This is a genomic window from Streptomyces fildesensis (genome assembly GCF_016107395.1).
Classification (GTDB): Bacteria; Actinomycetota; Actinomycetes; order Streptomycetales; family Streptomycetaceae; genus Actinacidiphila; species Actinacidiphila fildesensis.
The window spans coordinates 115,828-138,580 of sequence record NZ_JAAIKO010000019.1 but is presented as its reverse complement, the minus strand read 5'-3'; the positions used below and the strand labels follow the sequence as shown (position 1 = coordinate 138,580).

Here is a 22,753-nt window from a genome sequence, read left to right as displayed (position 1 = left end):
GGATCGACATCTTCCCCGACGGCGGCATCTCCCGCCTGCGCCTGCACGGCTCCCTGACCACCCGCGGAGCCGAACAACTCACCACCCGCACCGAAGAAATCAGCTGACTGATGTGAGTGAAGCGGTGGCCGTCACGCACAGGGCGGCCACCGCCTCGTCAGGTCGGAATCCCCGTGGGGATCACTGCGCGCCGAAGAGCTTCAGCAGCTCGTCCTTGCCGAACATACGGGCCGTGTCGATGGCGTTGGGCGTGCCGGCGGACGGATCGGCGCCACCCGCCACCAGCGCGTGGACGACCGCGTCCTCGCCCTTGAAGACCGCTCCGGCCAGCGGGGTCTGGCCCTTGTCGTTGGGCCGGTTCGGGTCGGCGCCGCGCTGCAGCAGGGCGGCGACGGCGTCGGCGTGCCCGTGGTAGGCGGCGAGCATGAGCAGCGTGTCGCCCCGGTCATTGGTGAGATTCGCGGGGACGCCAGCGTCCACATACGCGGCGAGGGTCGCCGTTCCGCCCTCACGGGCGAGGTCGAAGACCTGGCCGGCCAACTGCAGCACCTCGGGGTCGTGCGCGGGCTCGGTGTCGGGATTCGCTTCCGTCATGCGACCACCCTACGTGGCGATCACCGTGCACGGCCTGTCGTGGAACGCGACGGTTTCCGGACGGTCCGGGACGTCTCCCGGACCGTCCGGGAAGCTCGCCGGGACGGTCGGGGACGGTCCCGGGCAGTCGATCTTCTGACCGATTGCGTGGGCTTTGCCCAACCCTGACCGAGGCAGGGCCTGTTCAGCGGCGCCGTAACCCTGTTCCATGGTCATCAGACGGCCGCCTGTTCCCCGGCGGCCCCGCGTGACTGGATGAGGTGGCCTTGGCTACGACCGTGCGACGTATCGCTGTGACCATCCCGGCTGCCCCGATCGGCCCCGAGAACCCGCTGCCCGCGCTGCGCGCCCTCGACGAGGTGCACCAGCTCGATCCGCGCGAACGCGCCGGACTCCCGGCCGACATGGCACGCCAGGTCGGTTACGCGCCGCTGCACTCCGTCCTGCCGGTACGGCTCCTCGACGGGTACGGCCGCGAGCGCGCCCCCGCCGAGTTCGAGGCCGTCGTCATCGAGAACGACCGGGTACGTGCCACCGTCCTGCCCGGTCTCGGCGGCCGGCTGCACTCGCTCGTGCAGAAGGCCACCGGCCGTGAGCTGCTCTACCGGAACCCCGTCGTCCAGCCGGCCGACTTCGGGCTGGCCGGGGCCTGGTTCTCCGGCGGCGTGGAATGGAACCTCGGGGCGACCGGACACACCACCCTCACCTGCGCGCCCCTGCACGCCGCCCGCGTACCCGCCCCCGACGGCGGCGAGATGCTGCGGCTGTGGGAGTGGGAGCGGCTGCGGGACCTGCCGTTCCAGATCGACATGTGGCTGCCGGAGGACTCCGACTTCCTGTACGTGGGCGTCCGGATCCGCAACCCGCACCACCGCACGGTGCCGGTCTACTGGTGGTCCAACATCGCCGTCCCGGAGACCGACGGCACGCGCGTGCTCGCCCCCGCCGACGAGGCGTGGCACTTCGGCTACGCCCGCTCGCTGCGGCGCGTACCGGTGCCCGAAGGGGACGGTACGGACGTCACGTACCCGACCCGGTCCGAGCACCCCGCCGACTACTTCTACGAAGTAGCGGACGGCAACCGCCGCTGGGTCACCGCCCTGGACGACGCCGGCCAGGGCCTCGTCCAGACCTCGACCGACCGGCTGCGCGGCCGCAAGCTCTTCCTCTGGGGCAACGGGCGCGGCGGCCGCCGCTGGCAGCAGTGGCTCACCGAGCCGGGCACCGGCGGCTACCTGGAGATCCAGGCGGGCCTGGCCCGTACCCAGCTGGAGCACATACCGATGGAGGCGGGCGCCGAGTTCTCCTGGCTGGAGGCCTACGGTCCGCTCGCCGCCGACCCGGCCGCCGTCCACGGCGACGACTGGACCGCGGCCCGCGCCGCAGTCGAGGACCGGCTGGAGAGCGTCCTGCCGCGCGCGGACGTCGACGCCGCCTACGCCGCCTGGCTGCCGCACGCGGACACCGAGCCGAAGGACGTCATCGCCACCGGCTCGGGCTGGGGAGCGCTCGAGGTCGAGCGGGCCCGGTTCGCGCTGCCGGGTACACCGTTCGACCCCGCGACGCTGGGCGCGCAGCAGAAGCCCTGGCTGGAGCTGCTGGTCGCCGGCATGTTCCCGAGGCCGGCGGCGGACGCGCCGCCCGGCCCCGCGCTCGTGGCGCCGGAGTGGCGCGAGCTGCTGGAGGCCGCGGACACCTACGACGGGAACGAGTGGTACCGGGACTACTTCCTCGGCGTCGCCCAGTGGCACGCGGGCGACCGCGCCCAGGCCATCAGGAGCTGGGAACGCTCAGCCGCGCAGCACGAGACCTGGCCGGTGCTGCGCTGTCTCGCCGTCGCCGACCAGGAGGACGGCCACCTCGAACGGGCCGCCGACCGCTTCCTGGCCGCCTCCGACATCGCGCACCACGAGGTGCTCGACGACGACGCCTGGTGGGCGGCCTCGGCCGGGCTCGCCCGGGAGGCGGTCACCGCGCTGCTCGCGGTCGGCCGCGCCGACGACGCGGCGTTCGTCCTGGACGAGCACGTACCGGGTCACGCCGGGCGTGGCCGGTTCCGGCTGCTGGAGGCACAGGTGCTGCTCGCGCAGGGCGATGTGCCGGCCGCGCGGGCGATCTTCGACGCGGGTTTCGTCGTCGACGACCTCCGCGAGGGCGAGGAGTCGCTCAGCGACACCTGGTACACCATCGCGGAGCGGCTGATCGCCGGCGACGGCCCGGTGACCGCAGACATCAAGCAGCGGGCGCGCGCCGAGCACCCGCTGCCGGAGGCGTACGACTACCGGATGCGTCCGGCGGCGGAGCTCTGACGGTGCGAGGACACCATCAGTCCCGTTGGGTCCGCTCGTAGGAGTCGATGAGGGCCGTCAGTTCGGGGATCGTGAGCTCCCCGGGCCGGCGGCCCTCGCGGGCGAACGCGTTGGCGATCCGCTGGAGCGCCGCGTTGACCGGAGTGTCGATGCCGGCCATCCGGCCGAGCAGCACGATCTCCCCGTTGAGGTAGTCCGCCTCGATGGAGCCCGTGCCCCGCGTGAGGCTCTGCCACGACGAACCGCCGCCGCGGGTCACTCCGTTGAGGGGCTGGAGCTGGATGCGGTCGCCCCGGGCCGCCGTCTGCTCGGCGTCGCTCGCCCGGTCGATACCGGCCGCGTCCAGCACCGCTTCGCCCTCCGCGACAGCACGCCGCAACACGTCGTGGGCGTCGTCGCCGTCGAGCGGGCCGCAGATGGCTTCCAGCGCGTTGGCGAGGTTCTTGAGCAGCTTGCCGTACTTCCAGCGCATCACATCGGGCGGTGTGGGCGCGTCGAAGCCCGACTCCTTGAGATCCGTGGCGATGCGCTCCGCCAACGGGTCGGCCCCCGATGTGCCCGTCGCTCCCGCCGGGAAGCGGCCGATGTGCAGAATGCCGGTCAGCGGCGCGCACGACGCCTCGATCGACCCGGGCTCCAGATAGCTGGCCGGCAACCAGACACACATCCCGTACACCCGCCGGAACCGCCGCAGCGCGAGCCGCTCACCCGCGACCCCGTTCTGCGCACACACCACCGGCAGCCGATCGCCCGCCGTACCCCCGCCCACGACCGGCCGCCCGGCCCACGCGTCCAGCGCCGCGACGCTGTCCTGTGTCTTCACGGCGAGCACCAGGACGTCGTCCGCGCGTAGTTCGAGGGCCTTCGGCCCGTCGACGACCGGGATCGGCAGCTTGAGCGACCCGCTCGGCAACGTCAGCCGCAGCCCGCCGTCCCGCAGCGCCTCGTAATGCGCACCCCGCGCCACGAGGACGACCTCCCGGCCGCTGTCGAAGAGCCTGCCGCCAATGGTTCCGCCGATCGCGCCGGCACCGATGATGATGTATCGCACCGTCCGAGACTCGCACACACGTCAAGTCTTCTCGCAGGGTGGGCGCCGGCCGTCGCGCCGGTCCAAGAAATCGCTGGCCGAGGCGGCGTTCCTGCAGCCAGAGTGGTGGCCGGAGCCCGCGTTAGCCGGTTCCGTGACGAACGACGGGGGAGGGTTGCCGCATGTCCACGCTGCGTGTGAGCGCCGAGCGGCTGACGATCCACGAGCACCCGAACGCGGACGCGCTGGAGCTGGCGCAGGTCGGGCTCTATCGGGCGGTCGTGGCGAAGGGGGCCTACCGGACGGGTGAGTTCGCGGTGTACATACCCGAGCAGGCCGTGCTGCCGGACGCGCTCATCGGGGAGCTGGGGCTGACCGGCAGGCTTGCGGGGTCGGCTGCGAACCGGGTGCGGGCGGTGCGGCTGCGCGGTGAGCTCTCGCAGGGCATCGTGTGCCGGCCGGAGGCTCTCGCGGGCACGGATCTGGAGCAGGCCGCCGCTGACGGGGAGGACTTCGCGGAGCGGCTGGGCATCGTCAAATGGGTGCCGCCGATCCCGGTGTCGATGAGCGGCGACGTCGAGGCCGCGCCGGATCTGCTGCCGTGGACCGACATCGAGAACCTCAAGCGCTATCCGGACATCTTCGCGCCCGGCGACCAGGTGGTGATCACGGAGAAGCTGCACGGCACCGCCTGCTGCTTCAGCTACTTCGCGGACACCGGCCGGATCCAGGTCACGTCCAAGGGCCTGGGCTCGCAGCGGCTGGCGCTCCAGGAGGCCGACGGCAACCTGTACTGGCGCGCCGTGCGCGGCCACGGCCTGCCCGCCGTCGCCGCCCGGCTCGCGGCGCGGCTCGACGCGTCCCGGGTCGGCATCTTCGGTGAGGTCTACGGGGCCGGCGTGCAGGACCTCGGGTACGGGGAGGACGGCCGGCGCGACGTCCCCGCCTTCGCGGCCTTCGACGTGTCGGCCGAGATCGACGGCCAGGTCCGCTGGCTCGATCCGCACGAACTGCTGGCGGGCGAGCTGCCGCTGGTGCCCGTCCTGTTCAGCGGCCCCTTCGATCTGGACACGGCGCTGAAGCTGGCCCAGGGCGCGGAGACGGTGTCGGGGCGCGGACTGCATGTGCGCGAGGGCGTCGTGGTGCGGACCGCCGACGACCGTTACAGCCCGGTGGTCGGCGGCCGGGCCATCGCCAAGGTCGTCAGTGACGCCTATCTGACCCGCAAGGGCGGCACCGAGTACGAGTGAGAGCGTGCGACGCGTGGGACCGCGCCCGTCAGCCGTCCAGGCGGGCGCGGAGCCGGCGCTTCGCGTCCGGCCATTCGTCCGCGAGGAGCGAGAAGAAGACGCTGTCACGCCAGGTGACACCGTCCGACCGCAGCCGGTGGCGGCGCCAGACCCCCTCGCGCTGCGCGCCCAGCCGCAGGATCGCCTCCTGGGAGCGGGTGTTGAGCAGATCGGTCTTCCACATGATGCGGCCCATGCCCAGGTCCTCGTAGGCGTAGGTCATCAGGAGCAGCTTCGTCTCGGTGTTGACCGGGCTGCGCCAGTAGGCGCGGCCGTACCAGGTCCAGCCGATCTCGAGCCGCTCGTCGACCGTGCTCACCTCGTGGAACGTCGTCCAGCCGACCGCCCGGCCGCTGCTGAGCTCGATCACGGCGTAGGCGACACCGCCCGCCTCCCGGCTCTGCGCGCAGACCGTGATCGCGAGATCACGCAGCTCGTCCTCCGTGCGAGGCGGTTCCGCGGGCAGCCAGCGCCACACCTCCTCGTCACCGCCTCCGGCGGCGAACAGATCCGGCACATGTTCCGGGCCGAGCGGTTCGAGCCGGACGAAGCGGCCGGTCAGGACGGTGGGTGAGGGCGACTTGGCAACCATGCACGCACCGTAACCACAGCCCGCTTGGTCCGGCCAGCCGGTTTTGGATCCTGGACGGCATGTTCCGTCCCTCGGTGGGGTACGCGGGAGGTTCAGTCGCCGAAAGGACTCGTAGCCATGACCGACATCCATTCCAATGGCGCCCTGCCCCCGGCGCAGCAAGCCCTCCACGAGATCGCCCAGGGCGGCGAGAACGTGATCGCCCTGAGCACCCTCGCCCTCAGTGACGTGCTGCTTCCCGTTCCCGGCGGGCCCGGCGACCCCGACCCCGACGCCCCGGAACAGCAGGACCCCGCGGCGCCGCAGGGGATCCAGCTGCCGGTGTACGAGCAGGAGGACGGGGTCAAGCTGGTGCCGGTGTTCACTTCCGAGGAGCGGATGGCGCAGGCACTGCCGGGTACGCACCGCTACCGGCTGGTGCCGCTGTCCGCCCTCAGCGGCAGCTGGCCGTCCGACGAACTCACGCTCTCCATCGACACCGGCTCCCCGGACGCCCTGAGCATCGCGGGCCCCGGGGTGCGGGCGCTGGCCGCCCTGTCGGGCTCGGGGCCGGGCTCGGGACCGGCTTCATGACCCGGATGCGGCGGGCCGGGGTCGCGACGGCCCCGGCCCTGCCTGTCATCCCGTCGCCCGCCGTCCCGTCGCCCGCCGTCCCGGCGGCTCACGGCCGGTAGACCACCAGGGCACTGGGCAGCTTGCCCAGCAGCAGTTCCGAGGGCGCGGGGACCACCTCGCCGTCGTAGGCGAGACGGCTGCCCGCGGCCAGGCCGCGGATCCGCAGCCGGCGCAGCTTGGCGGCGGAGTACACGGGGGAGCGGGTGAGGAAGCCGGTCACGGCGGCCCCGAGCAGCCGTGTGCGGGCGAACGGGCCGCCGTCCACGATGCGTACGTCCAGGATCCCGTCGTTCAGATCGCGGCGGCGCACCGGCGCGAGCCCCACGCTGGAGTACTCGCAGTTCCCGGCGAAGATCAGCCAGACCGACCGGCGGCGCCCGTTGATCTCGACGTCGACCGGCTCGGACGTGCGCAGCACGTGCACCGCCGCCAGCACGCTCGCCGGCCAGCTGCCCACCCGCCGCGACCAGCGCTCGCGGATGCGCACCAGCTCCGGGTACGAGCCGATGCTGAAGGTGTTCACGAAGGGGACGGCCTCGGCGCCGCCCGGGGTGTCGTACGAGGTGTACGTCGCCAGGTCGACGGCCGACGCGGTTCCCGCCACGACCGCCGCGGCGGCGTCCTCGACCGTTTCGATGCCGAGGTCGAGCGCGAAGTGGTTGCGCGTTCCGCCCGGGAAGACCACCAGCGGAAGGCTGTGCCGCAGGGCGATCGACGCGGCCAGCGTGACCGTTCCGTCGCCGCCGCACACCCCGAGCGAACCGTCGTGCTCGACTGCCTGCCGGGCGGCCTTCTCCAGCAGTTCCGCCAGGTCGTCGTCCTCCGAGCGCTCCGCTACCACGGCCTCCGGCAGCGCGGCGCGGATCCGGTCGGCGGGCGGGTTGAGGAACGCCGGCGGCCCCGATGCCTCGTTGACCACGACGAACAGCCCGCGCCCCGCCGGCAGCGAAGGGGCGTTGACGTCAGGGCCCACGTCGGCGGCCGGCCCGTTCGAGGTGGGGATCAGCGCCCGCACCGCGAGGGCGGCTCCCATGCCGAACGCCGCACCGGCGACCACGTCGCTCGGGTAGTGCACCCCCGTGTAGACCCGGGAGAACGCCACCGAGGCGGCGATCGGTGCCACCACCGTGCCCCAGCGGCCCGACTCCATGAGGACCCCGGTCGCGAAGGCGGCCGCCGAGGCCGCGTGCCCGGAGGGGAAGGAGGTCGTGAAGGGCTGGTGCCGCAGCCGGCGTATCACCGGGACGGATTCCAGTATCGGACGCGCCCGGCGGACGGCCCGTTTGCCCACGGTGTTCACCGTCGCGGAGGCCAGCGCCAGCGACCCCACACCGCGCAGGGCCGCGCGCCGGCCGGGCTTTCCGCCGACCGCGGCGATCCCGGCGGCCACCCCGAACCACAGCAGCCCGTGGTTGGCGCTGCGGCTCAGCCGGGGCAGCACGGGCTCGGCGCCCGGCCAGCGATGGCTGGCGACCTGATGGAACAGCTTGTGGTCCCACGTCTTCAAGGAGTGGGCCCTGGCGCGTTGCTTCATGCGCTAGCGGCTACCCGGGCAGCGGCCATCGATACCACCCCGCTCGCCTAGGATGCCCGGGTGGCTGATGATCGAATAGACCTGGTGATCTTCGACTGCGACGGCGTCCTGGTGGACAGCGAGCGCCTCGCCGTCCGCGTCGACGCGTTGATGCTGGCCGAACTCGGCTGGCCGCTGACCGAGGCCGAGATCGTCGAACGGTTCGTCGGCCGCTCGCACCGCGACATGACCGCCGCGATCGAGCAGCAGCTCGGCCGGCCGCTCCCCGAGGGCTGGTACGACCGCTACCGGCCCTGGTACCGGTCGGCGTTCGAGGCCGAACTGACCGCCGTGGACGGCATCACCGAAGCCCTCGGCCTGATCACCCTCCCCACTTGCGTCGCGTCCAGCAACACCCACCCGGGACTGCGGCACTCGCTCGGCCTCACCGGCCTCCACTCCCGCTTCGAGGGCCGGATCTTCAGCGCGTCCGAGGTCGAGCACGGCAAGCCCGCCCCCGACCTGTTCCTGCACGCGGCCCGCGCGCTGGGCGCGGACCCGGCCCGCTGCGTCGTGGTCGAGGACAGCCGCTACGGCGTCGAAGCGGCCCGCGCGGCGGGCATGCGCGCCTTCGGCTACTACGGCGGGCTCACGCCGCGGGCCTGGCTCGAAGGGCCGGGGACGGTCGTCTTCGACGAGATGCGCGACCTGCCGGAACTCCTGCTCGGCGGCTTCTGAGGGAGCCGCTCGCGAGCGGGAACCGTGCCGCACCCGAGTCGGACCCGAGGCGGCTCCGAGCCGCTCACGGTCGGATCGGGAGGAACCCGGCCCCGGCGCAAACGGGTGGGCGGCGTGGCGGGAGGGCATGGCACTCCTGTGGCGCGCGCGCCGACTGGGAAGGTGGCCGCAGCCACTGACCCACCGGAGGCACGGATGCAGGGGACGACCCCGTACGACCTCAGGCCCGATCCGGGGCTGCCCGTCCCCGCGTACTGGACCGCGCACCTCGTGGGCGGCGGCGGGCCGGAACCGGCCGGCGGCAGCCCGGCGGTGCGGCAGGCGGCGGCCGGGTACTGGGGGCGCCGCGGGCTGTGGACCGATCCGGGGCGCATCGTGGCCGCGGCCGGCGCCGAGCCGCTGCTCCTCGCGATCCTGGCCGCCACCGGCGGCGGCCTGGTGCTCGCCCGGCCCTCCGCCGCCTGGCAGGCGCCCGTCGCCCGGCTGCTCGGCCGCGAGGTGTTCGCCGTACCGACGCCGGCGGAGGGCGGCGGCGCGCCGGACCCGTTCGCCCTGCTGGAGACCGTCCGCCGGGCGCGGACGGAGGGCGCCGACCCGCGGGTGCTCCTGCTGTCGCCGGCGGACGACCCGACCGGCACCGTCACCTCGCCCGAACTGCTGCACGAGAGCTGTGAGGCGGCCGCCGAGGCGGGGCTGATCGTGGTGTCCGACGAGACCTACAGCGACACCCGCCACGACCCCGGTACGGTCCTGCTCAGCCCCGCCGAGATGCTTCCCGAGCGGACGATCGTCCTCACCGACCTCGGTGGATCCCTCGCGCCCACCTGCTGTCCGGTCGCGCTGGCCAGGTTCCCGGACTCCGACGAGGGCACCGGACTGCGGGAGCGGGTGGCGCGGGTCTGCGCCGAGTTGCGGTCCGTCCTGCTGGCGCCGGTCGCCTCGGCGGCGGCGTACGCCCTGACCGAACCGGACGACGTACGCGCCCACACCGCCGCCGCGAACCGGCTGCACGCGGCCGTCGGGGCCGGCGCGTACCGCGCGGTCACCGCCGCCGGCGCGCTGTGCCGGCCGCCCCAGGCCGGCTTCCAGCTCTACGCCGAGCTGACCTCGCACGACACCCACGACCTCCCCGACGCGCCCGCCCTCGAACGCCATCTCTCCCTGCGGCTGGGCCGGCGGGTCCTCGGCGGCCACCGGTTCGGCGACGACCCGGCCGCGCTCCGGGTCAGGATCGACACCGGCCCGCTGCACGGCGGCACCGACCAGGAGCGGCGTGCGGCTCTCGACGCGATCGATCCGCTGGAAGTCCCACACGTATCCCAAGCGTTGACAGAACTCGAGGCGGCCTTCACCGAACTGACGGCCGGCTGAACTACGGTCGGTGACCGGGGGCGCGTCCCACCGCGCCCGTCCGAGCCCGCGCCGCCAACGGATGGGAGACTCGATGACCGATCAGACCGAGCGCGCCCTCGCCGAGCCACGTCCGCTCGGTGAACGCCGCGTATGGCCCAGATCCTTCGCGGACCGCCTCACCGCCCCGCTCCCCGGGTTCCGCGAGATGGCCAGAACCCTGCGCGAGGGGGGCCTGCGCCCCACCGCCGAATCGCTCGCCACCGTCCCCGGACTGCCCGTGGAACCCGGCCCGCTGCCGGACGTCGACGCCGACACCGTGGCCGTCACCTGGGCCGGGCACGCCAGTTGGGTGCTGCGGATCGGCGGGCTCACCGTCCTCTCCGACCCCGTCTGGTCGGAGAAGATCCTCGGCACCCCGGCCCGCGTCACCCCCGTGGGTGTCGCCTGGGACGAGCTGCCACACATCGACGCGGTCGTCATCAGCCACAACCACTACGACCACCTCGACGCGCCTACCCTCAAACGGCTGCCGCGCGACACCCCGCTCTTCGTCCCCGCCGGACTCGCCCGCTGGTGCCGCCGCCGCGGCTTCACCCACGTCACGGAACTCGACTGGTGGGAGGCGGCGGAACTGCGCGGTGTGCGCTTCGACTTCGTGCCCGCGCACCACTGGAGCAAGCGGACCCTCACCGACACCTGCCGTTCGCTGTGGGGCGGCTGGGTGCTGTCCGACCGGAACGGGCAGCGCGTCTACTTCGCGGGCGACACCGGCTACGGCCACTGGTTCACCGAGATCGGCCGCGCCCACCCGGGCATCGACCTGGCACTGCTGCCGATCGGCGCGTACGACCCCCGGGCGATGCTCAGCCCGGTCCACACCGACCCGGAGGAGGCCGTCCAGGCCTGCCTCGACCTCGGCGCCGCCGCCATGGCGCCCATGCACTGGGCCACGTTCCTGCTCTCCGCCGAGCCGCCGCTCGAACCGCTGGCGCGGGTGCGGGCGGCCTGGGCCGCCACCGGACGTCCCCGCGAGGGGCTCTGGGACCTGCCGGTCGGGGCCTCGCGGGTCCTGAGCCGCGAGCCGTAGCTGACTGCCTGTATTCGCTACTCGCCGGGCGGGCCGGCCTTCCGTCCCGTCCGGCGCCACACCTGCGGCACCAGCGCGACGAGGAAGGCGATGCCCACCGCGAGCGCCACGCCCTGCCACGGCTCGGGGAAGAGCGAACCACCGACGATCCCGATCAGCTGGTACGCGGCAGCCCACGCCAGACAGGCCGCGATGTCACCGCGCACGAAACGGCGCAGCGGCAGCTCGCCGAGCAGACAGGCCACCATCACCGGGATCCGGCCGGCCGGGATCAGCCGGGACAGCACCAGGACCGCTACACCGTGCTCGTCGAGCTGCCGCTGCGCCTTGGCCAGATGGTCCGGATCCGCCCGGCTCTGCAGGCGGCGCAGCCAGCGCGAGCCGTTCCTGGAGCGGATTCCGCGCTGCCCGAGCCAGTACAGGCCGACGTCGCCGATGAACGCGGCGAGCGCCGCCACCCCGAAGACCAGCACGAGCGCGAACGGAGACTTCTGGTGGAAGGCGACCACGGCCGCGCCGCTGACCAGCGCTCCGGTCGGGATCACCGGCACCAGCGAGCCGAGCACCACCAGCAGGAAGAGCGTGGGATAGCCGACCGCCTGCCGGGTGGTCTGCGAGGTGGTGGACGACGCCGTCTCCGCGAGAAAGCGGATCACCGCGCGGCCGCCAGCCGTACGCTCTCGCCGTGCTCCAGCCGGTGCACGGCCACCTCCGGCGCGAGCACCGCGGCATGCCGGACGAACTCGGTGCCCGGGGAGTGGAATTCATGCGGCCGGACCGCGTCCATGCCCACCGGCCAGTACGTTCCGTAGTGGATCGGCACCGCCGCTCCGGGCGCGAGCCGCGCCAGGGCCTGCGCTGCCCGTCCGGCGTCCAGGTGCCCCGCGCCCAGGAACGGGCCCCAGCCGCCGACCGGCAGCAGCGCCGCGTCGCAGGGTCCGACCTCGTCGGCCATCTCGTCGAACAGCCCGGTGTCACCGGCGAAGTACGTGCGGGCCTCGCCGCGCACCACGTACCCGAGCGCCGCGACGCGGTGCGGCCCGTACGGCAGCCGCCGTCCGTCGTGTGCCGCGGGCACCGCGCGGATCGTCAGCGGGCCGACCCGTACCTCGTCGCCCGCCACCACCTCGACCAGGTCGAGGTCCCGCAGCCGCCGCAGCCCCGGCACGGCCTGCGGAGCGCCGCGCGGCACCAGTACCCGCGTGCCGGGCGCGAGGCGGGCCAGCGAGGCGGGATGCAGATGGTCGGCGTGCAGATGGGAGACGACGGCGACGTCCGCGACCGCCGCCTCCGGCGGTGGTACGGCTCCGCGCCGCCGCCGCAGATGCGCGAGCCGGCTCACGAACAGCGGATCCGTCAGCACCCGGACGCCCGAGTCGCGCACGGTCACCGTGGCATGCCCCCACCACGTGATCTCCACCGCCACCGGAACCGTCCTTCCGCCGTGCCCTCGTCCGCCCCTGCCCGCTGTCCCCGACCCTATGCCGATCACCGGGCGGGTGCGGGGGCGCCTACCGGGGTGCCCTCCGCGGTGCCTGCCGGGGTGCCCTCCGCGGTGCCCGCCGAGGTGCCTGCCGGGGTGCCCGCCGGGGGTGGCCTGAGCGGCGGCCGGTGGGCGTTGTGACAGGGTGGACGGCGTGGAGCAGTTTCCCGGAACCGGCGGTACCGGTGACCGGGCCGCGGAACGGACGTGAGGTGAGCTGGGCGTGCTGCGGCGGTGGCGGTGGCGGTCCATGGGGCGGGCCGTCGCGCGGGTGGTGATCGTCTGGGCGGTGTCGGCGGCGACGCTGGCCGTCCTGGCGGGGATCCTGCCCGATTTCAGCATCCAGTCGCCGAAGGGCGACGACCCCCCGCAGATGGCGGTCACGGCCGGGATCGGCGCGGGCGCCTTCGGTGTGCTCAGCGCCCTGGTCTGGCCGGTGCTGGTGCGCGCCCTGCTGATGGTCCCGGCGCTGGTGCTGGGCATGCTGGTCTTCTTCCTCAACGGGTCGCTGCTGCTGATCGCACTGCGGCTCACCCCGCACGGCGAGGTCACCCCCGCGACCGCCGTCGTCATCGCCGCCGTGATGTCGGCGACCTCGTCGGCGACCAGCACCGCGCTCGCGGTGCGCGACGACGAGGCGTACGGACGACGGCTCGCGCGGCTCGCGGGCCGCCGCAGGCCCGAGCGCGGCGCGGCGCGGCGGCCGGCGCCCCCCGGCACGCTCTTCCTCCAGCTCGACGGCGTCGGCCACGACGTACTGCGCGAGGCCGTCCGCCCCTCGCAGCGCGGCGGACGGACCAGACCCCCGGCGATGGAGACCGTCGCCGGGTGGCTGGACAGCAGCCACCGGCTGGTGCCGTGGCGCACCGACTGGAGCAGCCAGACCGGCGCCAGCCAACTCGGCATCCTGCACGGCTCCAACCACGACGTGCCCGCCTTCCGCTGGTTCGAGAAGGACACCGGGCAGCTGATGGTCTGCAACCGGCCCTCCAGCGCAGCGGAACTGGAACGCCGGGCGGTCGGGCGCACCGGCTCGCGCGGCCTGCTCGCCGAGGACGGCGCGAGCCGCGGCAACCTCTTCAGCGGCGGCGCGGACCAGATGGCGCTGGTGATGTCGGCGGCGGCCCGGCGCGGCACCTTCCGCCGCTCCCGGTCCGGCTATTTCGCGTACTTCTCCGACCCCGCCAACGCCGTGCGCACCGCCTGGTCCTTCGTCGCCGAAGTCGCCCGCGAGATCGTCGAGTCGACGGCCTCCCGGCTGCGCCGCGACCGGCCGCGCATCAAACGCGGCGGCCTGTACCCGCTGCTGCGCGCCTTCGCGACCGTCATCGAACGCGACGTCGCCGTCGCCGCGGTGATCGGCGACATGCTCGCCGGCCGCACCGCGGTCTACGCGGACCTCGTCGCCTACGACGAGGTGGCCCACCACTCCGGGCCCCGCAGCCGCGACGCCTTCAAGGTGCTCAACCGGCTGGACCGTTCGATCCGGCTCATCGCCGACGCCGCCCGCTACGCCCCGCGCCCGTACCGGATCGTGCTGCTCTCGGACCACGGCCAGAGCCACGGCGAGACCTTCGCCGACGCGTACGGCCTGACGCTGAAGGAACTCGTCCGCGCCGGCTGCGACCTCCCCGTACCGCGCCGCGCCGGGCGCAGCGTGAGCGGCGCGGAGGCCAGGACCGCGGCTCGCACCGCCCTCCACCGGGACGAACGCGGCCGGCACCCCGAGGAGGAGAAGGAGTGCGCGGGCCCGCCCTCCGACCCGGTGGTCCTGGCCTCGGGCAACCTCGGCCTCGTCACCTTCCCCGACCTCCCCGGCCGCGTCACCCGCGAGGAGATCGACGAGCGCTACCCCACCCTGCTGAAGACCCTGGTGGACCACCCGGGCATCGGCTTCGTCCTGGTCCGCAGCGCCGCCCGGGGCCCGCTCGCGCTGGGCGCGGGCGGCGCGGAACACGAACTCGACACCGGCCGCATCCACATCGCCGACCCCCTCGCCCCGTTCGGCAAGGGCGCCGCCGAAACGGTCCGCCGCACCGACGGCTTCCCGCACGTCGCCGACCTGATGGTCAACTCCTCGTACGACCCCGCCACCGGCGCCGTCCACGCCTTCGAGCAGCAAGCCGGCTCCCACGGCGGCCTCGGCGGCGACCAGAGCCGCCCCTTCCTCCTCTTCCCCGGCACCCTGACCGAACCCGAACACCCCCTGGCAGGCGCCGAAACCCTGCACGACGTCCTGCGCGACTGGCTCGCCGAGCGCCCGGACCAGCCCCTCCCCGAAAACCCGTTTGCACCGGACCTGCCGGAACCGGGAGAGTTGCCTCAACACCAGGGGGCGTAGCTCAGATGGCCAGAGCGCTGGTCTCCAAAACCAGATGTCGCAGGTTCAATTCCTGCCGCCCTTGCCAGTCACTCACTTCCGCGCGAAGATCCCGGAGCCGCGCCAGCGGCTTCCCCGCACCGTCGGCGCATGCGCCGTGTGCTCGCGGAATCGAATGCCACCGTCGGTGTCCGATGGATGGTCGGCGAGCGGCAGCACCCGAGCCCCGCACGCGCCACCCAGGCGCAGGCGAATCTGCTCGGCATCTCGGTCGGTGACATGGTGTTGGAGATCGAGCGCACCTATTACGACACCGAGGGCCGGCCCGTCGAGACGGCGGACATCGTCATCCCGGACGTCCGCTGGGAGATCGCCTATGAGATCGCGATCGAACAGCCGTGGACGAGGTCCGAACAGAGCTCTCGGAGTCGAACGAAGGCGCCCCCTTCCGCCGGAGCGGGAGGGGGCGCCTGTTCGCGTAGGTGTCCAGAGATCTGGTTTGGCGACGGTGACACAACGCGCTCTGCCGTTGAGCTACCGGCGGCTGGGCCGCCGACCGGGAGTCGAACCCGGAACCTCGTCCTCCTGAAGGAAGTAACCGTTGCTTGCGCACCTGGACGACGTCAGTTTAGGCGGAGGGCCGGGGGGCGTCGCAAGGAATTTGTGGCTGGACGGCGGAGGCGATCGCGTGGGCGACCCGGTCCGGCGGGAGGTTCGTGGTGTCGATGGTCTCGGCCGTCCTGCTGAGCCAGGGGCGGGCCGACTCGTAGGCGGTGAGGTGGTCGAGGCGCCATTGGCGGGCGCCGGTCTCCACGGTGTCGGATTCGATCCGGCGGGTGAGGGTGTCCTGGTCCGTGTGGAGGACGAAGTGGCGCACGGGAATTCCCGCGGCGGCGAACCCGGCGCTGAGCTCCGTCCAGTACTGCTCCACCAGGACCGACTGGGGGACGACGAGTACGCCGCCGACGTAGCCGAGGATCTGGGTCGCCGTCTCCACGACCAGGGCGCGCCATGGCCGCCAGTCCTGGAAGTCCTTGACGGGCACGGATTCCAGGACGTGGCGGAGCATGTAGCCGACCTGCTCGGAGTCGAAGATCCGGGCGTTCGGGACCATCGCGGCGAGCTCCTTGGACGTGGTGGTCTTGCCCGCGCCGAAGGTCCCGTTCAACCAGATAATCATGGCGTCGAGCCTAACCGCGTGGTCAGGCGGTGATGCCGCCGTCCAGGACCAGGTCAGCCCCGACGGTGAACCCGGCCTCAGCGGAGGCGAGATGGAGCACCGCGGCGGCGATCTCGTCGAGGGAGCCGGCCCGGCCGGCGGGGACGTCGCGCCGCATGCGGGCCGCCTTGTCGGCGGGGGTCTCGCCGGGGCGGGTGGACATGGGGGTGTCGACGGGGCCGGGGCTGACCGCGTTGATGCGGACGCCGTCGGCGATGTGGTCGAGGGCGGCGTTGCGGGTCAGGGCGCTGACGGCGGCCTTGGCGGCGACGTACGCGGCCAGGTTCGGCACGCGGCCGTGGGCGCCGAGGTTGGAGGAGACGTTGACGATCGCGCCGCCGCCGTGGGCGCGCATGTGGGCGATCTCGTACTTCATGGAGAGCCAAGTGCCGGTGAGGTTGGTGTCGAGGCTCGACCGCCAGTCGTCCTCGGAGATGTCGGCGACCGGGGCGGGAGTCGTCAGGATGCCGACGTTGTTGACGGCGATGTCGAGTCCGCCGAAGCGCGCCACCGTGTCCTCGACCAGGCGCCGTACGTCCTGCGAGCGGGTGATGTCGGCGGTGACGACGGCGGCTTCGCCGCCCTCGGCCTCGATGAGGGCGGCGGTCTCCTTGAGCGGTTCCGCCGTACGTCCGGCGACGGCGACCCTGGCCCCCTCCCGGGCGAAGGCGAGGGCGATGCCCCGGCCGATACCGGATCCGGCACCGGTGACGAGGACGGTCCTGCCGGTGAAGCGTGCGGTCATGACGACAACTCCTTGGTGGTGAGCGGTGCGAGGGGTGTGGCGGGTGGGTTCGGTACGGGGTGTGGGCGCAGGAGCAGCGCTGCGGCGACCGCGGTGAGCGCGTAGCCGATACCGGCGGCGCCGAAAGCGGCCGCGTATCCGGCGACGGGCGTGGAACGGGTGGCGGCCACCGACATCAGTGCGGCGAGGCCGATGGTCGGGCCCAGTTCCATGGCGGTGTTCATGACGCCGGCCGCCAGCCCCGTCCGCCGGTGCGGCACCCCGGCGGTGGCGAGCACGGTGGCGCCCGCGAACGCCGGTCCGGCTCCGGCCGGCAGCAGGAGAAGACCGGGGAGCAGGCCCGTGGCGTACGGCGACCGCGCGTCGAGGCCGGCGAGCAGCAGGAGCCCGGCCGCGCCGAGCGCCAGTCCGCCGGCGGTGACCGCGCGTGCTCCGTACCGCCTGATGAGCGGGCCGGCGGCGCGGCCGGAGCCGACGAGGGCGGCGGCGTACGGGATGAAGGCGGCGGAGGTCCGCAGCGGGGTCCAGCCGCGTACCTGCTGGAGGTAGAGGGAGAGCAGGAAGAAGGTGAGCGCCGTGCCCGCGGCGGTCATCATGATGGCGGCCAGGGCGGTGACGCGCCGGGTGTCGCGGAGGAAGCCGGGCGGCAGCAGCGGTTCGCGGGCCCGGCGTTCGACGAGCACGAAGGCGATGAGGAGGAGCAGGCCGGAGGCCAGCGGAACGAGTACGGCAGCCGACGACCAGGACCGCTCCCCGGTGGCGACCAGCCCGTAGCCGGCCGCTGTGACACCGGCGGTCGCCGTGACGGCGCCGCGTACGTCGAGCGGTGGTGGCGCGGCGGCGCGGGGCGGGTCGGCGGGCAGCAGCCGCGGGGCGAGGGCCAGCCCGGCCAGCGCGACGAGCACCGGGACGAGGAACGTCAGCCGCCAGGAGACCCAGGCCGTCACGGCACCGGAGAACAGGCTCCCGGCGGTCGCGCCGAGGACGGAGAGGCCGCCCCACGTCGCCATGGCCCGGTCGTAGCCGGCGGCGGCCGGGAACAGGGCGCGTACCAGGGCCATCGCGGCTGGAGCGGTCAGTGCCGCGCCGAGCCCCTGCGCGAACCGGACGGCCGTCAGCACGGTGAAACCGGGCGCCAGGGCGCCCGCCGCCGAGGCGGCGGCGAAGACCGACAGACCGACCACCAGCATCCGTCGCCCGCCGTGCCGGTCCACCAGCCGGCCGCCGAGGAGCAGCAGTCCGCTGAAGGAGAGTCCGTACGCGGCGCTGAGCAGCAGGAGTTGTGACGGGTCGAGGCCGAACTCCCGGGCTATCCGGGGGAGCGGCACCATGAGGATCATGATGGTGAAGATGAGTGCGGCCTGGATGGTTCCGAGCAGCGCGAAGCCGTGCTTCGACGACATGTCCCCCTGCGCCTTTCTGGCGTGATACTGGATCGATCATTCTCGAATGGGGGCAGGCAGGAGCCCACTCCGGGCCCGGTCCAGGCCCGGTCGGTCGGACGGTCGGTTGGTCGGTTGGTCGAAGTTTCAGTCGAGGAGGGAGAGAGCCTGTGCCGCCGCGTCCCTGACGCGGGCCGGGTCCTGGCCGGCCTTGCCGACCACCCGCATGCCCTGCATGAGCACCAGCAACAGCCGCGCCAGCGCCTGCGGATCGCGCCCTTCGGGCAGCTCCCCCTGGGCTCCGGCGCGGGTGAGGGCCGAGGCGAGCGCCGTCTCCAGCCAGTCCCAACTGGCCTCGACGCGCCGGGCCGCGACCCGGTCGTGCGGAGCCAGTTCGACCGCGGTGTTGGTGATGAAACAGCCGCGCCGCAGGTCGTCGCAGGCGGACTCCTCCGCGAAGCGCGTCACCACGGAACGGACCGCGGGGAGCGCGGGCCCCGGCTGGGACAGCTCTTCCATCAGGGCCGGGTCGCAGAGCTCGCCGTACCGCTCCAGCGCCCTGACGTACAGCCCGTGCTTGCTGCCGAACGTCCCGTAGATGCTGGCGCGGGCGATACCGAGATGCTCGACGAGGTCGGCCATCGACGTCGCCTCGTAGCCGCGCCGCCAGAACAGCTCCAGGGCCGACTGCAGCGCGGCGTCCGGATCGAATTCCTTGGTCCTGGCCACGGGAACGACGCTACCCGTATCGAGAACGATCGGTCAAGAACGTTCGGTCCCGAACCCTGGGGGTCAGACCTCGAGGCGCAGTCGCAGACGCCGCAGGCCGTCCCCGTTCGTCTCCACCGTTCCGTCCGGCCGCCACCCGAGCCGGGCGTAGAACGCCCGCGCCCGGTCGTTGTGCTCCCACACCCCGGCGAGCCCGGTGAGCACGCCCGTCTCCTGCAGGGACTGGACGTACGCCGCGTGCAGCCGGCCGCCGATGCCGCGCCGCCACTGGCCGGGCCGCACATGGATCTGCGACAGCTCCAGCGCCGTGCCGGGCGCGTCCGACTCCATGGAGAGCACGCCCACCACCTCGCCGTCGGCCTCGGCGATCAGCGTCGTCTTCCCGGGCAACTGGATGGCCCGCGCCCACCCGTTGAACCGCGCGAGCAGCCCGCCCACCGCGTCGGGCTCCGCTCCGGCCGCGGCGCACGCCGCCGTGTGGATGCTCACGACCGCGTCCAGGTCGTCCATCTCGGCAGGGCGTATGCGTACAGGAAGATCATTCATGCTGAATATGACGCAGAACGACGACCATTGGTTCCCCGAATCGAGACCTGGCCGTTACCGGACCGAAGCCTACGCCTCGGCCGGTGCCACCAACCCGCGTCAACCGGGCACCACGAAGCCGCATTCGTACGCGGCGATGACGGCCTGGGTGCGGTCGCGGGCGCCGAGTTTGGCGAGGACTCGGGCGACGTGGGTCTTGACGGTTTCAGGGCCGAGGCCGAGTCGTTCGGCGATCTCCGCGTTCGACAGGCCCGACGCCATCAGGCGCAGCACCTCGGCCTCGCGCTCGGTGAGGCGGTCGCGGAGGGCCTGCGAGGGGTCGACGGGGGCGTAGCGGGCGGCGAGTGCGCGTACGGCTGCCGGGAAGAGCAGGGAGTCGCCGCGGGTCACCAGTCGTACGGCCTGGACGAGTTGGTCCGCTCCGGCGCGCTTCAGCAGGAAGCCGGCGGCGCCCGCGCGCAGCGCCTCGTAGACGTAGGCGTCGTTCTCGAAGGTGGTCACGACGACGATGCGCGGCGGATCCGTCATGGTGCGCACCAGCTGTTCGGTGGCGCGGATGCCGTCGATCTCCGGCATGCGGACGTCCATCAGGACGACGTCCGGGCGCAGTTCGCGCACCAGGGGGATGGCCTCGGCGCCGGTAGCGGCTTCGCCGACGACCTCCATGTCCGGTTCGCTCTCCAGGATCGCGCGCAGCGCCGTGCGCACCATCCGCTCGTCGTCGGCGAGGATGATCCGCAGCTTCATCGGGTCCCCGCCCCCAGCGGGAGGGTGACGTGCAGCCGCCACCGCGATCCGTCGGTTCCCGCCTCGAAGCGGCCGCGCAGTACGGACGTGCGTTCCTCAACGCCCGTCAGGCCGCGGCCGCCGCCCGTTCTGCGGGAGGGAGCTGCCACCACCGGGTTCACCATCTCGATCTCCAACTCGTCGTCCGCCAGCGCGATCCGCAGCCCGACCGGTACCTGTCCCGCGTGCCGCAGCGCGTTGCTGAGGCCTTCCTGCACGATCCGGTACGCCTCGCGCGAGACCATCGGCGGCACCTCGTCGAGGTCGCCCTCGACGGACGCGTCCAGCGGGACGCCCGCGGCCCGCGTCTGCCCGAGCAGGGCGTCGAGGCCGTCGAGGGTGGGGCCCGGGGGAGCGGTCGAGCCGTCGACGTCCTCGCGCAACAGGCCGAGTACGTCGTCGAGTTCGGCGACCGCGCGCCGGGTGGTCTCCTCGATGGCGGCCAGGGCCTGCCGGGCGAACTCCGGATCGCGGTCCAGCACTTTGCGCGCGGCGCCGGCCTGCAGTGTCACCGCGCTCAGCGCGTGCCCCACCGAGTCGTGCAGTTCGCGGGCCAGCCGGTTGCGCAGGGCCAGCCGTAGGGTGCGCTGTTCGGCGGCGGCCAGCCGGTCGACGGGCGTCGGGCCGAGCAGCTCGGGGGAGCAGCGCGCCAGGAGCGCGGCCGCACCCTTGGCGGTGAGTGCGAGCGCGGTCAGCAGGAGCACGGCGGCGAACGGCGCCAGTACGTGGTGGCTGAGGGTGAGCGGGCGGGACCAGGGGAGTTCGTTCTCGCGCAGCCGCGCGGAGAACGGCAGCGCCAGCAGCACCACGGCGGCCGGCGGGACGGCCAGGGTCATTCCGCTGACGATGCCGCCGAGCCCCACGTGCAGCACGAACCAGCAGGACGTCCGGACCCGCGCCGCCCACGTCCGGTCCTCCGAGGGCGCGGGCCCGCCCTCGGGGCCGGCGCCGAGCGCCCGCGCCGCCGACCCCTCCAGATCGCGTACGAGGGGGAAGACCGCGGCGGCGGCCGCCGCGATCGGCAGGGCGAGGGCGAAGGCGCCGAACTGCTGCGCGACCCAGACGCCGCTGCCCTCTTCGGCGTGCGCGGCGACGTTCAGCGCGGTGTTCATCAGCAGGTAGAACGGCATCAACAGCGCGCCGCCGAGGATGAGATGGACCCACCGGAGCCGGGCCCGACGGCCGAACAGCGCGCCGGCCGCCCGGAAGAGCGCGCCGCGCGTCCGGGACGGCACCGGCGTCGGACCGGGCCACCGCTCCCCTGTGGGATCCGGCGCCGTCCGGTCCGTTGCGTCAGCCACGTCGCGGGGTGGCGGTCGCGCCGCGCGCCGCCGCGCGTTCCGCGAGCAGATAGGCGCCGGCGACGAGAACGAGCATCCCGAGGAGCATCTGCACAGCGTAGGTCAGGTCCATGAGCGGGGACGTCCCCGGTTCGCCGGAGTCGTCCGGCGCGACGATCCCGGCCAGCAGCATCCAGCCGCCCCACGCCGCCGAGGCCGCGCCGCCGGTCCAGCCGAGCGCCAGCGGGACCACCAGCCGGGTCCTGCCCGGACGGAAGGCGGCGAGCAGGATCCCGACGGCCCCGAGCACCGCGAACGCGGCGCTGTCGGCCTCGACGATCGCGGTGGTCGTGGTGTGTTCCGCGATCCGGGAGGCGGTGAGGCCGACGGTTCCGCCGCAGGCCCAGACGGTGTGCAGGACGGCGGGCGGCAGCGTGGCGGCCGCGGCGGCCGCCGCCGCGATCCGCAGGACGGGCCGGGTGGGGCTCGCCATGAGGTCCGCGGTCCGGCCGCGCAGCAGCGGGCCCCAGCGGTCCTTCGCGTAGAGCACGAACAGGGTGCCCAGGGCCATCCCCTGGATGCCGAACCCGGTGTAGACGACGCCGAACACCCACTCGTCCAGCCAGGGATCCCCCGGGGGAGTGCTCCGGCTGCCGGTGATGAGGGAGAGAGCGGTCTGCAGTGGGAAGGCGACGACGATCGGGGCGATCAGCCCCGTCGCGATCCAGCCGGGCAGAACGAGCAGCCAGGCCGGCAGGCAGCGGCCCCAGGGGCGGGTCAGCGCGAGGGCGAGCGCGACGACGGCGAGGTCCATCGCGACGGTCAGGACGTTGACGGCGTAGAAGGAGCTGTCCTCCAGGCTGCCGCGCAGCGAGCTGCCGGCCGGGATGCCGACGGTGCTGCCGGAGAGCCAGGCGATCTTGAGCGTGAGATACGGGAGGCAGGCGGCGATGGCCACGGCCCGCAGGACGCGGCGGGCCGGCGCGGTCCGCCGCTGCTCAGCGAGGGGCGGGGACGGGTGGTCGAGCGCGGTGGATTCCATACCGTCCACGCTCCCGGCCGGGCGTGGCCGCCACGTCCGGCCGGAAGACGATCCGCATCCCCAGAACGGGGGACCCGCCTGCCCGCGGCAATCGTCAACCA

General features: G+C 73.4%; 22 protein-coding genes, 1 tRNA gene and 1 pseudogene. 10 read left to right on the top strand and 14 right to left on the bottom strand.

Annotated features, from left to right (window positions below; all coding sequences use genetic code 11):
- Nucleotides 1–180: 180 nt before the first annotated feature.
- Nucleotides 181–594, bottom strand: a complete 414-nt coding sequence (locus C6N31_RS23985) for an ankyrin repeat domain-containing protein (RefSeq protein WP_138355691.1) — start codon at nucleotides 592–594, stop codon at nucleotides 181–183.
- Here C6N31_RS23985 and C6N31_RS23980 point away from each other — a divergent pair.
- Both C6N31_RS23980 and C6N31_RS23975 read left to right on the top strand, forming a co-directional pair.
- Nucleotides 593–733 carry a hypothetical protein gene (locus tag C6N31_RS23980; RefSeq protein WP_164295626.1) on the top strand — a complete coding sequence of 47 codons (141 nt, stop codon included), beginning with the start codon at nucleotides 593–595 and terminating at the stop codon, nucleotides 731–733. The two genes, C6N31_RS23985 and C6N31_RS23980, sit on opposite strands and share 2 nt — an antisense overlap.
- Before the next feature lie 127 nt (nucleotides 734–860).
- The gene (locus C6N31_RS23975; RefSeq protein ID WP_198358130.1) at nucleotides 861–2,903 is read left to right on the top strand and encodes a DUF5107 domain-containing protein; all 2,043 of its coding nucleotides are present in this window, start codon (nucleotides 861–863) and stop codon (nucleotides 2,901–2,903) included.
- Nucleotides 2,904–2,919: 16 nt separating this feature from the next.
- On the opposite strand, the gene C6N31_RS23970 is transcribed toward C6N31_RS23975, so the two are convergent.
- A complete protein-coding gene (locus C6N31_RS23970) occupies nucleotides 2,920–3,954 on the bottom strand; it encodes a ketopantoate reductase family protein (protein WP_198358129.1) in 1,035 nt (344 codons plus the stop codon).
- Nucleotides 3,955–4,115: 161 nt separating this feature from the next.
- On the opposite strand from C6N31_RS23970, the gene C6N31_RS23965 reads away from it, so the two are divergent.
- Nucleotides 4,116–5,183 (top strand): RNA ligase (ATP), encoded by a 1,068-nt coding sequence (locus C6N31_RS23965; protein WP_138355694.1) that lies wholly within the window; start codon nucleotides 4,116–4,118, stop codon nucleotides 5,181–5,183.
- A 28-nt stretch (nucleotides 5,184–5,211) separates the two neighbouring features.
- Here the strand turns inward: C6N31_RS23965 and C6N31_RS23960 are convergent, their stop codons facing one another.
- Nucleotides 5,212–5,814, bottom strand: a complete 603-nt coding sequence (locus tag C6N31_RS23960) for a GNAT family N-acetyltransferase (protein ID WP_198358128.1) — start codon at nucleotides 5,812–5,814, stop codon at nucleotides 5,212–5,214.
- 117 nt (nucleotides 5,815–5,931) lie between these two features.
- Between C6N31_RS23960 and C6N31_RS23955 the strand changes: the two genes are divergently transcribed.
- A complete protein-coding gene (locus C6N31_RS23955) occupies nucleotides 5,932–6,387 on the top strand; it encodes an SseB family protein (protein ID WP_138355696.1) in 456 nt (151 codons plus the stop codon).
- Between the two features lie 88 nt (nucleotides 6,388–6,475).
- On the opposite strand, the gene C6N31_RS23950 is transcribed toward C6N31_RS23955, so the two are convergent.
- Nucleotides 6,476–7,963: a bifunctional phosphatase PAP2/diacylglycerol kinase family protein gene (locus tag C6N31_RS23950; protein WP_198358127.1), complete on the bottom strand. Its 1,488-nt coding sequence runs from the start codon at nucleotides 7,961–7,963 to the stop codon at nucleotides 6,476–6,478.
- A gap of 60 nt (nucleotides 7,964–8,023) precedes the next feature.
- Here C6N31_RS23950 and C6N31_RS23945 point away from each other — a divergent pair, with 60 nt between their 5' ends.
- From C6N31_RS23945 to C6N31_RS23935, 3 genes are all read left to right on the top strand, one after another.
- Nucleotides 8,024–8,680: an HAD family hydrolase gene (locus tag C6N31_RS23945; RefSeq protein WP_244809504.1), complete on the top strand. Its 657-nt coding sequence runs from the start codon at nucleotides 8,024–8,026 to the stop codon at nucleotides 8,678–8,680.
- Nucleotides 8,681–8,875: 195 nt separating this feature from the next.
- Nucleotides 8,876–10,051 (top strand): aminotransferase class I/II-fold pyridoxal phosphate-dependent enzyme, encoded by a 1,176-nt coding sequence (locus C6N31_RS23940; protein WP_138355698.1) that lies wholly within the window; start codon nucleotides 8,876–8,878, stop codon nucleotides 10,049–10,051.
- Nucleotides 10,052–10,124: 73 nt separating this feature from the next.
- Nucleotides 10,125–11,120: an MBL fold metallo-hydrolase gene (locus C6N31_RS23935; RefSeq protein WP_381588468.1), complete on the top strand. Its 996-nt coding sequence runs from the start codon at nucleotides 10,125–10,127 to the stop codon at nucleotides 11,118–11,120.
- Nucleotides 11,121–11,137: 17 nt separating this feature from the next.
- Here the strand turns inward: C6N31_RS23935 and C6N31_RS23930 are convergent, their stop codons facing one another.
- Complete coding sequence (locus C6N31_RS23930) at nucleotides 11,138–11,776, bottom strand: DedA family protein (protein ID WP_138355700.1); 639 nt, start codon at nucleotides 11,774–11,776, stop codon at nucleotides 11,138–11,140.
- Nucleotides 11,773–12,546, bottom strand: a complete 774-nt coding sequence (locus C6N31_RS23925) for an MBL fold metallo-hydrolase (RefSeq protein WP_187145067.1) — start codon at nucleotides 12,544–12,546, stop codon at nucleotides 11,773–11,775. Before C6N31_RS23925 ends, C6N31_RS23930 begins: the two co-directional genes overlap by 4 nt.
- Nucleotides 12,547–12,853: 307 nt before the next feature.
- On the opposite strand from C6N31_RS23925, the gene C6N31_RS23920 reads away from it, so the two are divergent.
- From C6N31_RS23920 to C6N31_RS23910, 3 genes and pseudogenes are all read left to right on the top strand, one after another.
- Nucleotides 12,854–14,944: a phage holin family protein gene (locus tag C6N31_RS23920; protein WP_138355701.1), complete on the top strand. Its 2,091-nt coding sequence runs from the start codon at nucleotides 12,854–12,856 to the stop codon at nucleotides 14,942–14,944.
- Nucleotides 14,935–15,011: transfer RNA gene (locus C6N31_RS23915), tRNA-Trp, on the top strand. Before C6N31_RS23920 ends, C6N31_RS23915 begins: the two co-directional genes overlap by 10 nt.
- A 131-nt stretch (nucleotides 15,012–15,142) precedes the next feature.
- Nucleotides 15,143–15,316, top strand: a pseudogene (locus tag C6N31_RS23910) (UTRA domain-containing protein); the annotation flags it as partial.
- A 235-nt stretch (nucleotides 15,317–15,551) separates the two neighbouring features.
- Here C6N31_RS23910 and C6N31_RS23905 read toward each other — a convergent pair.
- The 8 genes from C6N31_RS23905 to C6N31_RS23870 all read right to left on the bottom strand — a co-directional run bounded on the left by C6N31_RS23905 (nucleotide 15,552) and on the right by C6N31_RS23870 (nucleotide 22,652).
- A complete protein-coding gene (locus C6N31_RS23905) occupies nucleotides 15,552–16,103 on the bottom strand; it encodes a P-loop nucleotide/nucleoside kinase family protein (RefSeq protein WP_138355703.1) in 552 nt (183 codons plus the stop codon).
- A 22-nt stretch (nucleotides 16,104–16,125) separates the two neighbouring features.
- The gene (locus C6N31_RS23900) at nucleotides 16,126–16,887 is read right to left on the bottom strand and encodes an SDR family NAD(P)-dependent oxidoreductase (protein WP_138355704.1); all 762 of its coding nucleotides are present in this window, start codon (nucleotides 16,885–16,887) and stop codon (nucleotides 16,126–16,128) included.
- On the bottom strand, nucleotides 16,884–18,290 hold the full coding sequence (locus C6N31_RS23895; RefSeq protein WP_138355705.1) for an MFS transporter: 1,407 nt from the start codon (nucleotides 18,288–18,290) through the stop codon (nucleotides 16,884–16,886). Before C6N31_RS23895 ends, C6N31_RS23900 begins: the two co-directional genes overlap by 4 nt.
- Before the next feature lie 126 nt (nucleotides 18,291–18,416).
- A complete protein-coding gene (locus tag C6N31_RS23890; protein ID WP_138355707.1) occupies nucleotides 18,417–18,998 on the bottom strand; it encodes a TetR/AcrR family transcriptional regulator in 582 nt (193 codons plus the stop codon).
- A 63-nt stretch (nucleotides 18,999–19,061) separates the two neighbouring features.
- Nucleotides 19,062–19,544 carry a GNAT family N-acetyltransferase gene (locus tag C6N31_RS23885; RefSeq protein WP_138355708.1) on the bottom strand — a complete coding sequence of 161 codons (483 nt, stop codon included), beginning with the start codon at nucleotides 19,542–19,544 and terminating at the stop codon, nucleotides 19,062–19,064.
- 99 nt (nucleotides 19,545–19,643) lie between these two features.
- Nucleotides 19,644–20,291 (bottom strand): response regulator transcription factor, encoded by a 648-nt coding sequence (locus tag C6N31_RS23880; RefSeq protein ID WP_138355709.1) that lies wholly within the window; start codon nucleotides 20,289–20,291, stop codon nucleotides 19,644–19,646.
- The gene (locus C6N31_RS23875; RefSeq protein ID WP_269287783.1) at nucleotides 20,288–21,631 is read right to left on the bottom strand and encodes a sensor histidine kinase; all 1,344 of its coding nucleotides are present in this window, start codon (nucleotides 21,629–21,631) and stop codon (nucleotides 20,288–20,290) included. The genes C6N31_RS23880 and C6N31_RS23875 overlap by 4 nt, the downstream gene beginning before the upstream one ends.
- The gene (locus C6N31_RS23870; RefSeq protein WP_232485551.1) at nucleotides 21,624–22,652 is read right to left on the bottom strand and encodes a hypothetical protein; all 1,029 of its coding nucleotides are present in this window, start codon (nucleotides 22,650–22,652) and stop codon (nucleotides 21,624–21,626) included. The genes C6N31_RS23875 and C6N31_RS23870 overlap by 8 nt, the downstream gene beginning before the upstream one ends.
- Between the last annotated feature and the right edge of the window lie 101 nt (nucleotides 22,653–22,753).

Excerpts from the sequence above, each read along its gene's own strand:
- C6N31_RS23980 (WP_164295626.1), top strand. The coding sequence starts at position 593 with ATGCGACCACCCTACGTGGCGATCACCGTGCACGGCCTGTCGTGGAAC.
- C6N31_RS23985 (WP_138355691.1), bottom strand. The coding sequence starts at position 594 with ATGACGGAAGCGAATCCCGACACCGAGCCCGCGCACGACCCCGAGGTG.
- C6N31_RS23965 (WP_138355694.1), top strand. The coding sequence starts at position 4,116 with ATGTCCACGCTGCGTGTGAGCGCCGAGCGGCTGACGATCCACGAGCAC.
- C6N31_RS23960 (WP_198358128.1), bottom strand. The coding sequence starts at position 5,814 with ATGGTTGCCAAGTCGCCCTCACCCACCGTCCTGACCGGCCGCTTCGTC.
- C6N31_RS23955 (WP_138355696.1), top strand. The coding sequence starts at position 5,932 with ATGACCGACATCCATTCCAATGGCGCCCTGCCCCCGGCGCAGCAAGCC.
- C6N31_RS23950 (WP_198358127.1), bottom strand. The coding sequence starts at position 7,963 with ATGAAGCAACGCGCCAGGGCCCACTCCTTGAAGACGTGGGACCACAAG.
- C6N31_RS23940 (WP_138355698.1), top strand. The coding sequence starts at position 8,876 with ATGCAGGGGACGACCCCGTACGACCTCAGGCCCGATCCGGGGCTGCCC.
- C6N31_RS23935 (WP_381588468.1), top strand. The coding sequence starts at position 10,125 with ATGACCGATCAGACCGAGCGCGCCCTCGCCGAGCCACGTCCGCTCGGT.
- C6N31_RS23920 (WP_138355701.1), top strand. The coding sequence starts at position 12,854 with ATGGGGCGGGCCGTCGCGCGGGTGGTGATCGTCTGGGCGGTGTCGGCG.
- C6N31_RS23905 (WP_138355703.1), bottom strand. The coding sequence starts at position 16,103 with ATGATTATCTGGTTGAACGGGACCTTCGGCGCGGGCAAGACCACCACG.
- C6N31_RS23900 (WP_138355704.1), bottom strand. The coding sequence starts at position 16,887 with ATGACCGCACGCTTCACCGGCAGGACCGTCCTCGTCACCGGTGCCGGA.
- C6N31_RS23895 (WP_138355705.1), bottom strand. The coding sequence starts at position 18,290 with ATGTCGTCGAAGCACGGCTTCGCGCTGCTCGGAACCATCCAGGCCGCA.
- C6N31_RS23885 (WP_138355708.1), bottom strand. The coding sequence starts at position 19,544 with ATGAATGATCTTCCTGTACGCATACGCCCTGCCGAGATGGACGACCTG.
- C6N31_RS23880 (WP_138355709.1), bottom strand. The coding sequence starts at position 20,291 with ATGAAGCTGCGGATCATCCTCGCCGACGACGAGCGGATGGTGCGCACG.
- C6N31_RS23870 (WP_232485551.1), bottom strand. The coding sequence starts at position 22,652 with ATGGAATCCACCGCGCTCGACCACCCGTCCCCGCCCCTCGCTGAGCAG.